The 12,929-nt window shown below is 37.4% G+C and carries 9 protein-coding genes; 7 read left to right on the top strand and 2 right to left on the bottom strand.

Annotation, left to right across the window (positions count from 1 at the left end; all coding sequences use genetic code 11):
- Nucleotides 1–157 precede the first annotated feature (157 nt).
- Nucleotides 158–1,492 (top strand): PhoH family protein, encoded by a 1,335-nt coding sequence (locus QDN89_RS05660; RefSeq protein ID WP_280769123.1) that lies wholly within the window; start codon nt 158–160, stop codon nt 1,490–1,492.
- 210 nt (nt 1,493–1,702) lie between these two features.
- Here the strand turns inward: QDN89_RS05660 and QDN89_RS05655 are convergent, their stop codons facing one another.
- Entirely contained in the window at nt 1,703–2,197 is a 495-nt protein-coding gene (locus QDN89_RS05655; protein ID WP_280769122.1) for a peptidyl-prolyl cis-trans isomerase, read from the bottom strand.
- A 91-nt stretch (nt 2,198–2,288) separates the two neighbouring features.
- On the opposite strand from QDN89_RS05655, the gene glsA reads away from it, so the two are divergent.
- The 3 genes from glsA (at nt 2,289) to pyc (ending at nt 7,609) form a co-directional block, all read left to right on the top strand.
- Entirely contained in the window at nt 2,289–3,221 is a 933-nt protein-coding gene (gene glsA, locus QDN89_RS05650) for a glutaminase A (protein WP_280769121.1), read from the top strand.
- 112 nt (nt 3,222–3,333) lie between these two features.
- Nucleotides 3,334–3,618, top strand: a complete 285-nt coding sequence (locus QDN89_RS05645) for an Fpa/YlaN family protein (RefSeq protein WP_280769120.1) — start codon at nt 3,334–3,336, stop codon at nt 3,616–3,618.
- Nucleotides 3,619–4,162: 544 nt separating this feature from the next.
- Nucleotides 4,163–7,609, top strand: coding sequence for a pyruvate carboxylase (gene pyc / locus QDN89_RS05640; RefSeq protein ID WP_280769119.1), 3,447 nt, complete (start codon nt 4,163–4,165; stop codon nt 7,607–7,609).
- A 54-nt stretch (nt 7,610–7,663) separates the two neighbouring features.
- Here pyc and QDN89_RS05635 read toward each other — a convergent pair whose 3' ends face one another.
- Complete coding sequence (locus QDN89_RS05635; protein WP_280769118.1) at nt 7,664–8,560, bottom strand: COX15/CtaA family protein; 897 nt, start codon at nt 8,558–8,560, stop codon at nt 7,664–7,666.
- 503 nt (nt 8,561–9,063) lie between these two features.
- Between QDN89_RS05635 and cyoE the strand changes: the two genes are divergently transcribed.
- From cyoE to QDN89_RS05620, 3 genes are all read left to right on the top strand, one after another.
- Nucleotides 9,064–9,987, top strand: coding sequence for a heme o synthase (gene cyoE / locus QDN89_RS05630; protein WP_280769370.1), 924 nt, complete (start codon nt 9,064–9,066; stop codon nt 9,985–9,987).
- Between the two features lie 37 nt (nt 9,988–10,024).
- Entirely contained in the window at nt 10,025–11,068 is a 1,044-nt protein-coding gene (gene coxB / locus QDN89_RS05625; RefSeq protein WP_280769117.1) for a cytochrome c oxidase subunit II, read from the top strand.
- Nucleotides 11,069–11,172: 104 nt separating this feature from the next.
- Nucleotides 11,173–12,927, top strand: a complete 1,755-nt coding sequence (locus QDN89_RS05620) for a cbb3-type cytochrome c oxidase subunit I (RefSeq protein WP_425335379.1) — start codon at nt 11,173–11,175, stop codon at nt 12,925–12,927.
- The last annotated feature ends 2 nt before the right edge of the window (nt 12,928–12,929 follow it).

The following is a 12,929-nucleotide window of genomic DNA, read 5'->3' as shown; positions in this document are numbered from 1 at the left end:
TTTTTTAAACTAATGTTCTTATATATACGATTTATAGTTAAAAGATCGATTCCTTGTTATCAAGATAGCTATCCAATATTCTTGTCCAAGAATCACAATTATACGAAGTTGAATAAAATATTATCATCCTTTTGTTGTCGTTGGAATATATCTATTAATGGGAGGGAATCACTTGGCTAAAACCTACATTCTCGATACAAATGTATTATTACAAGACCCATTGGCAATTTACTCTTTTGATGATAATAATGTGATTATTCCGGCAGTTGTTTTAGAAGAAATTGATTCAAAAAAACGATATATGGACGAGATAGGGAGAAATGCCCGGGAAGTTGCACGTTTATTGGATGAATTAAGAGGTAAAGGGAGACTCCATGAAGGGGTGGAGTTACCAAACGGTGGGAGTTTAGTTGTTGAGTTGAATCATCGCTCATTTGAACAAATGAAGAAACATTTCATGGAACCAACAAACGACAATCGGATTTTATCCGTTGCATTAAATTTAAGTTTGGAAAAGCCACGCGCCGAAGATGTGGTGTTAGTTAGTAAGGATGCGTTGTTACGAGTAAAAGCTGATGCTTTAGGGTTACGTTCAGAAGATTTTTTGTCTGATCGAATTGTACAGTTTGACCGAATGTATCAAGGGTATGAAGAAACTTGGCTTGACCCTGACAAAATGGATAAACTTTTTTCCGAGAAACATCTTTTGGCCGAAGAAGTGGATCTTAAACACAGCTTTCCAAATCACTTTTACATTTTTAAAGATAGTGCAAACGGAACAAGGTCGGCTTTAGCCTTTATGAATAGTAGAAAAACACATCTCCAAATATTTTTAAACAATTATGATGTTGTTTGGGGGATTAAACCTAGAAACGTGCAACAAAAAATGGCCTTGGAATTATTGACTCGTGAAGATATTCCTCTAGTCACATTAGCAGGCAAAGCTGGGACCGGGAAGACTTTGCTATCTTTAGCAGCAGGCTTATACCAAACAGAAGACTTAAATCGGTACAAAAAACTGCTAGTTGCCCGTCCGGTCGTACCAATGGGGAAAGATATTGGCTATTTACCTGGCGAAAAGGATGAAAAACTTCGCCCATGGATGCAACCGATTTATGATAATTTAGAATTCTTATTTAATACGAATAAATCAGGAGAGTTAGAGCAAATTTTAGCAGGGATGTCGTCGATCCAAGTAGAAGCTTTAACGTATATTAGAGGTCGCAGTATCCCAGATCAGTTTATTATTATTGATGAAGCTCAAAATTTGACGAAGCATGAAGTGAAGACAATTTTAACTAGAGTAGGGGAAGGGAGTAAAATCGTACTTATGGGAGATCCAAAACAAATCGACCACCCATATTTGGACGAATATACAAATGGACTGACTTATGTAACAGAGAGGTTCAAGCATTTGAGTGAGGCGGGACATATTAAATTAGAAAAAGGGGAACGTTCTGGATTAGCTCAATTAGCAGCAGATTTATTGTAATAAGCAATATCAATAAAACCAAGAGAGTTCTAATATTCTCCTCTTCATTTTTAGAAGGAGAGGCATTATAAAATCAACTATGGTAACAGAGCCTTGTGAAAAAACAGCACCTACGTTCAAGTAAAACGTAGGTGCATCTTTGTACATGCTTAGGAAGGTAATCAATAACAAATGAATCGAACACTATTTATTCATACGAATGAGTCATGATCAGCTTACGATAATTGAATGGATGTGAGTGATTGGATGATGTTGATTTGAACCGTCAGCGTAATAAAAATGAATTGGACCAGTATCTTTTAAAGCTTTCCCTTTATAGGAGAATCCAATAATCGCTTTATTCGCCTCTTCTAGAGAACATTCAAAATCTTCTTCCCCACTTCGGATAAATCTTACTGTTTTGGCTTCAGGTAAAGGGGTGGCATTTGTTAAAAAAGGTTCAAATGAAATTCCAAGTGATTTTTCGGTTAAGTCTTTTTTACTCACTTTGATTTCATTATCATTTTTTTGAACTTTAGCTTTTACTTGTCGTTGGTTGTCCCAAGCTCGTCCCATCTGCTCTAATGTAGGATCGTACCCTTTTTCTTTTTCTTCAAGAAAGTATGTATTTAAATCTACAATACGTTCATCAAATAGCCAAGCGCCTGGGTCTAACGTGATCGTGTGTTTAACAAGACCTTTTATGGAAATAATCATAGATGACATCGTTTACATTCACGCTCCTTTCCCTTACAGTATAGAGGGGAAATAAGCGTTTGTCATCTTTCAATTGATCATTTCTTATCGGAGGTTACCTATGAATATTTGTGGAGATTATGAAGCACTAAACTTAATGGTAGAAGAAGCACTTCAATATACAAAACATGGGAAAGTAGCTAATTATATCCCAGCTTTGAGTACAGCTAATAGAGATTTATTATCACTTTCAATCTATGAAGGTGAGTCCACAGTTGCTTCAGCAGGGGATACTTTCAAGACGTTTACACTTCAAAGTATTTCTAAAGTATTAGCATTGGCTTTAGCATTAATGGACAAAGGGGAGGATGGTGTATTTTCTAGAGTTGGAATGGAACCGACTGGCGACCCGTTTAACTCCATTATAAAACTAGAGACACACAGTCCTTCTAAACCTTTAAACCCAATGATAAATGCAGGGGCATTAGCTGTTACTAATATGATTGAAGGCAATTCAGTAGATGAAAAATTAGGAAGATTGTTATCTTTTATTCATGAATTAACTGGAAATTCATCCATTACTTTTAATGAACAAGTTGCCATATCTGAATATAACACCGCTGATTTAAACCGATCTCTTGCATATTTTTTAAAACAGCATGATGTTGTGACAGGAAATATTGAACGACTTCTGGAACTGTATACAAAACAGTGTGCAATCGAAGTTAACTGTGAAGATTTAGCGAAAATAGCATATGTAATAGGAAATGAAGGTAGGCATGTGGAGACAGGTCGATCAATTATCCCACTGCATATTGCTCGTATTATGAAAACATTTATGACGACGTGTGGGATGTACAACGCATCAGGGGAGTTTGCTATTAAAGTAGGGATTCCTTCTAAAAGTGGTGTATCTGGAGCAATTATGGCTTCTGTTCCTCATGGACCAGGAATAGGAATTTATGGTCCTTCTCTAGATGAGAAAGGAAACAGCATAGCGGGAATGAAGTTACTTGAATCATTATCACATAGATATGACCTTAATATCTTTTGATGGGTAAACAAGCTGGAGCTGTTGCATTTTTTCTGCAGAACAGATAATATATAAAGAAGGAATGAATGTTTCAAATTACTGGATGATTTATAGATGAACAGGAGGGATTCGCATGTCAATTGAAACCCTATCCGGACAGAGTGAAAAAGCATATGCCCTTCTTAAAGAAGATGCAGAAAAGATTTTGAAGCTTATCGACGTTCAGATGACGAATCTAACCATGCCTCAATGTCCACTTTATGAAGAGGTTTTAGATACACAAATGTTCGGTTTATCAAGAGAAATTGACTTTGCTATTCGATTAAACCTTGTAAATGAAGAAGACGGAAAGAAATTGTTAGGTCAATTAGAAAAAGAACTTTCTTCTCTCCATGAAGCATCAATGGATAGAAAATAACAAATAAAAACCAAGTGCACAGAAGTCTGTGCACTTGGTTTTTATTTAGTTAGTATGTTATAGCGACAGGTTAAATGACAAGATAATTGAAAAGATGAAGGGCGAGGTCAGTTTGCTAATGGACGTGACTAGTAACCTTTTTTTTCAAAAAATCAACTCTCCAAAGGCGCGAATTAGCATCCTTTTTGTGCATATTTTTTTCGGGAAGTATTTGAAAGTCAGCTGATAAATTAATAATGCATCATTAAATAAAAACTTGTTAAATATTTCACAAATAGACTTAACCTTTGATATATCAGCCTTAAAAACATCTTGTATGACTTTTCTACTCGTTGCATCCTTTTAAAAAAGGTGAAAAGGAAAAGTGGAAGTGATAAGATAATGAATAAGTTCTTTCAATTATCAGAAAAATAAAGGGATCTAGTGCGACTGATGAATATACATTACGAATTAAGATTGCTGAGATCACCTACATAACGACGAGAACAACATTCATTTTTCATCTTCAAATGTAAGTAACATGATGTTATGAGGAGGAAGTATAGTGAACCGTTTAGACAAATTAAGTAAAGTATTAGTTGCAAATCGTGGTGAAATTGCGATTCGGATTTTTCGAGCATGCACAGAGTTAAATATTCGTACGGTAGCCATTTATTCGAAAGAAGATACAGGTGCATTTCACAGATACAAAGCGGATGAAGCTTATTTAGTTGGGGAAGGAAAAAAGCCAATTGATGCTTATTTGGATATTGAAAGCATTATTGAAGTAGCAAAACGAAACGGCGTCGATGCTATTCATCCAGGATACGGATTTTTATCAGAGAACATTGAGTTCGCTCGCAGATGCGATGAAGAAGGGATTATTTTTATCGGTCCATCGATTGAACACTTAAACATGTTTGGCGATAAAGTGAAAGCGAGAACAACGGCAATTGAATCTAATATTCCTGTTATTCCAGGAACGGACGGACCAGTAACTAGTGAAGAGGAAGTCATTGAGTTTTCAGATGAGCATGGGTTTCCAATAATTATAAAAGCTTCCTTAGGTGGTGGAGGTCGTGGAATGCGAATCGTTCGTTCGAGAGAGGATTTGAGCGAAGCATTTGATCGAGCTCGCTCGGAAGCGAAGTCAGCCTTTGGGAATGACGAAGTATATGTGGAAAAATTTGTAGAAAACCCTAAACATATTGAAGTGCAGGTCCTTGGCGACCATCACGGGAATCTCGTTCATTTATATGAGCGTGACTGCTCCGTACAGAGAAGACATCAAAAAGTTGTCGAAGTAGCGCCTAGCGTATCACTATCTGAAAAAGCAAGAGAGGACATATGTAACTCCGCGTTACACTTAATGAATAATATTGGATACATCAACGCAGGAACAGTTGAATTTCTTGTAACAGACGAAGAAGAATTCTTTTTCATTGAGGTGAACCCTCGAATTCAAGTTGAACACACGATTACAGAAATGATTACTGGTATCGATATTGTTCATTCTCAGTTGATGATTGCTGATGGAAAAAATTTACACGGAGACGATATTGCTATTCCGCAGCAGAAAGATATTTTCACTCATGGGTATGCAATTCAATCCCGTGTAACAACGGAAGATCCTCAAAATGACTTCATGCCTGATACAGGGAGAATTATGGCTTATCGAACAGGTGGCGGTTTTGGTGTTCGTTTAGATGCTGGAAATGGATTTCAAGGGGCTGTTATTTCACCGCACTATGATTCTTTGTTAGTTAAAGTATCTACATGGGCATTGTCATTTGATAAAGCAGCACATAAAATGGTCCGAAATTTAAAAGAATTTCGGATTAGAGGGATTAAAACGAATATTGCTTTTTTAGAAAATGTGGTCATGCACGAGCGATTTCTAAATGGAACATACAATACATCATTTATTGATGAATCACCGGAACTTTTTGTTTTTCCGAAACGAAAAGACCGTGGAACAAAAATGTTGTCATTTATTGGACGAACAACTGTTAATGGCTATCCTAGTATTGGAAAAAAGAAAAAACCTGTTTTTGAAAATCGGAGAACCCCGAAACTATCGATGCAGCAACCTTCACCTGAAGGAACAAAGCAACTTCTTGACCGATTAGGTCCAGAAGGTTTAGCTGATTGGGTAAAATCTCAAAAAGAAGTGTTGCTAACAGATACAACGTTCCGCGATGCTCATCAATCTTTACTTGCGACTAGAATGAGAACGAATGATTTGAAACATATTGCAGAGCCTACAGCCCAATTGTTGCCGAATTTATTTTCTTTAGAGATGTGGGGTGGGGCAACCTTTGATGTTTCGATGCGTTTCCTTCATGAAGATCCATGGGAAAGATTGTTGGTTTTACGGAAAAAAGCTCCGAATGTATTATTTCAAATGTTATTAAGGGCTTCTAATGCGGTAGGGTACAAAAACTATCCAGATAACTTAATTGACGAGTTTGTTGAAAAGTCGGCAGAAGCTGGCATTGATGTATTCCGTATTTTTGACAGTTTAAATTGGTTAGAGGGAATGCGTCCAGCCATTGAAGCAGTAAGAAAATCAGGTAAAATCGCTGAAGCTAGCATGTGTTATACAGGAGATATTCTTGATCCAACCCGAACGAAATATGATTTAGCTTATTATGTGAAATTAGCGAAGGAACTGGAGCAGGCCGGGGCACATATTTTAGGAATTAAAGATATGGCTGGATTACTGAAACCGCAAGCAGCGTATGAATTGGTTTCTGCATTAAAAGCAGAAGTGACTATTCCAATTCATCTTCATACGCATGATACGAGTGGTAACGGTCTGTTCACGTATGCTCGAGCAATTGATGCGGGTGTTGATATTATTGATACAGCAATTGGTTCGATGTCAGGTTTAACGAGTCAACCGAGTATGAATTCGTTGTGCCATGCTTTGAGTGGTCATGAGCGACAACCTAACATTAATATTATTAAAGCGGAAGAATTAAACCACTTCTGGGAAGATACGAGGAAATATTATCAAGACTTTGAAAGTGGAATGATGGCACCTCATTCTGAAATCTATCACCATGAAATGCCTGGAGGACAGTATAGTAACTTACAGCAACAGGCGAAAGGTGTAGGATTAGGTGATCGATGGGATGACGTGAAGACGATGTATCGCACGGTAAATGATATGTTCGGGGATATTGTGAAAGTGACTCCATCATCAAAAGTTGTAGGTGATATGGCATTGTTTATGGTGCAAAACGATCTAACACCAGAGCTTGTTTATGAAAAAGGCGATCAGATAGACTTCCCAGATTCTGTTATTGAATTATTCCAAGGGTTACTCGGTCAACCTTACCAAGGGTTTCCAGAGAAGTTACAAAAAATCGTATTGAAGGGCAAAACAGCGATTGATCATCGACCTGGAGAAAATATGGAACCAGTTGATTTGGAAGCATTAAAAGAAGAGTTGTACCATAAGTTAGGTCGACAAATTACTAGTCATGACGTGATCTCGTATGCTCTATATCCACAAGTTTTCTTGGATTACCAAGCTTTTACTGATCAATTTGGAGATGTATCTGTTTTAGACACAGCTACGTTCTTTTATGGATTGAGGCTCGGAGAAGAAGTTGAAATTGAAATTGAACAAGGTAAAACATTAATCATTAAGTTGATTTCTATTGGTGAAGCTCAAAAAGATGCGACTCGTATCATTTATTTTGAATTGAATGGACAACCTAGAGATATCGTTGTTCAGGATGAAAATGTAGAATCTTTAGTAACAGTGAAGAAAAAGGCAGATAAAGCGGATGATAAGCAAATCGGTGCTTCTATGCCAGGAACCGTTGTAAAAGTATTAGTTGAAAAGGGAGATAAAGTGAAGCGAGGAGATCACCTCATTATTACAGAAGCAATGAAGATGGAAACGACCGTCCAAGCCCCTTTTGATGGTGTCATTGAACAAATACACGTGGAGAATGCAGAAGCAATACAAGCAGGGGATCTCATGTTAGAGATGGAATAGAAAGTTAAAAAAGACTCCCGCTACATGCGGGAGTTTTTTTGCGTTTAACATAGCCTAGATTTTAGATCGGTATGCTAGTAATGCAGTATAACTAACAGCTCCAAACAATATACTTACCATAAATGCGTGAAACAAAGTTGCGTTTAGTGTGAAGCCGGTAAAAATAACAATCGCTCCACTAATCACTTGCATTGTAATAAAAATAAAGCTGATGAAAGCTGAATAAAAAAATGGTTTTTCATGGCGATAATGTTTCAAAGCAACAATAAAAGTAATAAGAATAACAATAAATAGTAATCCTGCGGCTACTCGATGTCCAAATTGTATAGCTGTTCTTCCTTCTAAAACTGGGATAATCTCTCCGTTACAAAGGGGCCATCCCGTGCAAGCAGCACCCGAGTCGGTATGTTTCACGTAAGCACCAGTGTAAACAACAATATAAATATAAACTAAAGAAAAGTAAATATATTTCCGCAAGCGATCCGATATTTTCGGAGCTAAATGAAGTCTATCTTTACCTTTTTCAAATGCGAGAATCGTCAGTAATAAAACACTAGTAAATGATATGAGAGAAAAACCAAAATGTAAGGCCATAATGGCATTAGATTGTCCCCAAACGACTGCTCCAGCACCTAGTAAACCTTGAAAAATAATAAAAACTACGGCTAAAATGGCAAAAAGTTTCGTTTCTTTCATGTTACGAAGGGCTTTCCAGCTCCAGATAGAGTGGGTTATGACCATCAATCCTAAGATGGCTGAAACGAGCCTATGTGTGTACTCAATTAAAGTTGCGATTGTAGGGTCTTCTGGAATTAATTGCCCGTAGCATAGGGGCCACTCAGCTCCACAGGCATCCCCTGAACCTGTTTGTGTTACTAAAGCACCTTGGATAATCACAACAAGCATACCAAAGGTAGTAATGATACCGAATATTTGTAAAAACCGATGCATCTTCCCACCGTCTTTCTATTATTTAAATACTTTTAAAAGTAAAAAGTATAAAAATTATTTTAAAAAATCATCTGAATTTTTCTTTCTAAAAATAACAGCTCGTTCTTCATTTTATGAATTCTTTACTGAAAAGTCAACGAAACTTCACTTACAGATCATATATAAACTTCCAAAAATATTTCTTTCCATCATTTCAGTAAATGCTATATAATATAACCATAGTAATAACGTGGTTTATTGTGTAAACTTAGTAAGAAAAAGAGAGGTTAGAACAAGTTGCGAAAAAAATGTGATGAAAATCACTGAATCTTCCTTTATAATGTGAATGGATGGTGAATTTTTAAACCGATAAACGTTTCGCTATATTATTTAAGTTTTTAGAGAATAATAATTTGCTCGCTATTTAATTAGATTTATCAAAGCAAATTGTTAGACTTGAATAAGGAAACATGGTTTGATTATGAGAAGAAGAATAATATGGGGGGGTGAATGAATTGAGTAAAATGACCACGATATCTTCAGCGCAAACAATCAGCCACGTTCAAAATAATGAACAAGTAAAACAGGCTGGTTGGAGAGAATATTTGGCTATCTCAAAAACTGGGATTGTGATGTCTAATCTGATTACAACATTTGCGGGTCTTTACTTAGCAGCTTATTATACAGGTACAACTTTGGGGAATGATCCTTTAAATGCGTTACTAGCATTATTGGGAGCAGCATTAATAATAGCCGGTGGTTGTGCACTTAATAATTATATTGACCGAGATATAGATCATTTAATGGAACGTACGAAAGCTCGTCCAACTGTGAACGGACAGTTAACAGGAAAACAAACATTGACGTATGGTCTCGCTCTTTCAATAGGGGGAACAGCTTTTCTCGCAATGACGACTTTTTCAGCAGCCGTCATAGGTGTGGCTGGTTTAATTACTTATGTTGTTCTTTACTCCATGTGGACGAAAAGAACAACAACATTGAACACTATTGTCGGTAGTTTTGCAGGTGCTGTGCCTCCACTTATTGGATGGGCAGCGATTGATCCGGGATTACATCCTTACGCATGGGCGATGTTTTTAATCATGTTTGTATGGCAACCACCACACTTTTTAGCTCTTGCAATGAAACGATCCGATGAGTATAAAGCAGCTGGGATACCGATGTTACCTGTTGTAGCTGGATTTGCTTTTACGAAGCGGCAGATTATTTGGTATGTAGCGGCATTGATTCCTGTATCACTGTTTATAGCTGACTTCGGGGTAGTTTATACTGTTGCAGCAGTAGTATTAGGGGGAGGTTGGCTAGTTTTAGGATTAGCGGGCTTAAAGATGAAAGATGACTTAAAATGGGCAAATCAAATGTTTATTTACTCGTTGAATTATTTAACAATTATGTTTGTCCTGATGGTTATTGTTCACATGTTTTAAAAAAATATTCACTACAGAAAGAGGGGTTTGAGACGAGATGAAGTATATATGGCGACTACTTCCGATATCTTTCATCTTGCTGATGACTGGTTGCGGAGTTGAAAATTTATCAGCTCTTGATCCGCAAGGACCTGTTGCAGAAATGCAGTATTCCTTAATCCAGCTTAGCTTGTATATTATGATATTTGTCATGGTCATTGTGTTTTCTATTTACATTTTTGTTATTTACCGTTTCCGAGAAAAGCCAGGAGATACTCATATTCCTAAGCAAGTACACGGAAATCGTACGCTAGAAATAATCTGGACAACAATTCCGATTCTATTACTCTTAATGCTAGCTATTCCGAACGTGATGGATACGTTCACGTTAGCAGACGTTGGAGTTACTGATGAAGAAGCGGGAGAAGGAGAAGAAATAGATCATATAACAATTGATGTTACAGCTCACCAATTTTGGTGGGAATTCGACTATCCTGAATATGAAATTACTTCAGGCCAAGAGATGTACATTCCAACAGACACAAGAATCATTATTAATCTTCAGTCTTCGGATGTCATTCATTCATTTTGGGTGCCGGCTTTAGCAGGTAAACAAGATAATGTGCCTGGAATTGAAAATGACATGTGGTTTGAAGCACCAGAAGAGGGTGTTTACATGGGTAAATGTACAGAACTTTGTGGCCCATCTCATTGGCAAATGGATTTCAAAGTCATTGCAGTAGACCCAGATACTTTTGATACTTGGGCGACAAATATGGCAGAACCACCTGAACAAGTAACAGACCCAGAAGGGGAAGTTGCTGTTGATGGTCGCGGAGTATTCGAGCAAAGCTGTATTAGTTGTCACGCAGTTGGTGATGAAGGTGGAAATACTGGGCCTAACTTAACAAACTATGGTGAACGAGAAGCTTTAGCAGGGTATTTGGACCCTACCGATGAAAATTTAGAAGCTTGGCTCAGAGATACACAAGAATACAAGCCAGGAAATGAGATGCCTAATTTCAACCATGATGCAATTAATGACGAAGAAATGGAAGCACTCATTGCATATCTCAATGAATTAAAAATACTAGAAGATTAATAGGTTGTAAAAGGGGGTATAACAACGTGTCTTATGAAAAGGCTCAGTCTAAAAATGTAATTTGGGACTGGCTGACAACGGTCGATCATAAAAAAATTGGTATTATGTATTTGGCCGGGGGCGCATTTTTCTTTGCCTTAGGTGGTTTAGAAGCAATTTTGATGCGTATTCAGCTTATGTTTCCTGAATTTTCATTTGTTCAGGCACAGACATTTAATGAATTATTAACGATGCATGGAACAACCATGATATTTTTGGCGGCCATGCCTCTGTTATTTGGTTTTATGAACTTTATTATTCCACTACAAATAGGCGCTCGTGACGTTGCGTTTCCATTTTTAAACGCTTTAGGTTTTTGGCTGTTTTTATTTGGTGGATTATTATTAAACGTCAGTTGGTTTGTTGGTGGAGCACCTGATGCAGGGTGGACCGCTTATGTGCCATTATCTAGTGAATCACCTGGTCATGGGCTTGACTATTATGTACTAGGTTTACAAGTAGGTGGTTTAGGGACACTAATTGGTGGTATTAACTTCCTTGTAACAATTATTAATATGCGTGCTCCAGGAATGAGCATGATGAGAATGCCATTATTTACTTGGAGTTCATTTGTAGCTTCTATGTTAATTCTGTTTGCATTTCCAGCGTTAACAATTGGTTTATTATTATTAATGCTTGAACGATTATTTGGAGGAACGTTTTTCGCTGTTGACTTCGGTGGTAACGTTATTATTTGGCAACATTTGTTCTGGATTTTTGGTCACCCGGAAGTTTACATTTTAATTTTACCAGCATTTGGTATATTTTCAGAAATTCTTCCAACATTTGCGAAAAAACGATTGTTTGGATATTCTGCAATGGTTTTTGCAACATTAATCATTGGTTTCCTTGGATTCATGGTTTGGGCTCACCACATGTTTACAGTAGGAATGGGACCAGTTGCCAATGCAATATTTGCAGTAGCTACAATGGCCATTGCTGTTCCGACAGGGATCAAGATATTCAACTGGCTACTAACCCTTTGGGGAGGGCGTATTCAGTTCACAACGGCAAATTTATTTGCTTTAGGTTTTATTCCATCCTTTGTTATGGGTGGGGTCACAGGTGTTATGTTAGCAACAAGTGCTGCGAACTATCAGTTTCATGATACGTATTTCGTAGTCGCCCACTTTCACTACGTTATTATCGGTGGGGTTGTCCTAGGCTTGTTCGGTGGAGCATTCTACTGGTGGCCGAAGATGTTCGGATATCGTCTAAATGAAACATTAGGAAAATGGTTCTTCTGGTTATTCTTAACAGGGTTCCACCTTACTTTCTTTGTCCAGCATTTCTTAGGACTAATGGGTATGCAGCGACGTGTTGCTTCTTACTTAGGCGGTCAAGGGCTAGAGAGTATGAACTTTATTAGTACAATGGGTGCATTCTTAATGACGATTGCGTTCATCTTGTTCTTAATTAATATCTTCGTTTCAACAAATAATAAAGAAAATGCAGCAGATCCATGGGATGGGCGTACACTTGAGTGGACGACGCCATCACCAGTACCTGAGTATAACTTTGCGCAGACACCGCTTGTGCGAGATTTAGATGCTTATTGGTATGAAAAATATGAAGGTGACGGTAAAATGAAAGCAGCAGAACCGTTAGGTGACATTCATATGCCAAATGGAACGATCCTTCCAGTATTAATTTCTCTAGGGTTAATTATCGCTAGTTTTGGGTTTATCTACATGGTTATCCCATTGATCATCGCTGGTTTAGGTGTTACATTTGGATCCATGTTTGTTCGGTCAATCAAAGAAGACCATGGATACCATATTCCAGTTGAAGAAATTAAACGTGATAAGGAGGAGGGTTAATC

Origin of the sequence: Salipaludibacillus daqingensis, from assembly GCF_029891575.1 — a bacterium.
GTDB lineage: Bacteria > Bacillota > Bacilli > Bacillales > Salisediminibacteriaceae > Salipaludibacillus > Salipaludibacillus daqingensis.
The sequence above is the reverse complement of the archived record's forward strand: the minus strand, read 5'-3'. Positions and strand labels throughout refer to the sequence as shown.